The organism is Cellulomonas fimi (assembly GCF_028527925.1).
GTDB classification, from domain to species: domain Bacteria; phylum Actinomycetota; class Actinomycetes; order Actinomycetales; family Cellulomonadaceae; genus Cellulomonas; species Cellulomonas fimi_C.
Genome location: NZ_JAPESW010000161.1, coordinates 1 through 611 on the forward strand (window position 1 = coordinate 1; position 611 = coordinate 611).

Genomic DNA, 611 nt, shown 5'->3' on the forward strand with positions numbered 1-611 from the left:
CTGTTCCTGTTCGCCGCGTTGGCCGGATGCATGCCCAATATGTCGGCCATGGTGCGGGCGCGCTGGACCGAGTTGTACCGGGGCCAGCCCAAGCTGCAAACCGCGTTTGCCCTGGAGTCGGTGCTGGACGAGGTGTGCTTCATTATCGGCCCGCCGATTTCGGTCGGGTTGAGCGTGGTGTTGTTTCCGGAGGCGGGGCCTCTGGTCGCTGCGTTGTTGCTGGCGGTGGGTGTCACCACCTTTGTATTGCAGCGTGAGACCGAACCGCCTGTGCATGCACATCAGGGCCACCACGGTCGCTGGCTGATTGCGTCACCCTCGGTGCTGATCCTGATGATCCTGCTGCTGGCCATGGGTGTGATTGTTGGCGTGGTGGACGTGGTCAGCGTCGCGTTTGCCCAGCATCAGGGCCAACCAGCGGCAGCGAGTATCGTGCTGTCGGTGTACGCCATTGGCTCGTGCCTGGCAGGGCTGGCGTTCGGTACCCTGAAACTCAAGGTGTCGTTGCCTCGGCAGTTCCTGTTCTGTGGCGTGGCTACGGCTGTGACCACCTTGCCGTTGCTTCTGGTAACCAACATTCCCGGGCTCGCCGTGGCGATCTTTATCTCTGG

General features: G+C 62.4%; 1 protein-coding gene. It reads left to right on the plus strand.

The annotated features are described in order from the left end of the window. On the plus strand, positions 1 to 611 hold a 611-nt coding region (locus tag OMK64_RS21475; RefSeq protein WP_524536921.1), incomplete at both ends, for an MFS transporter.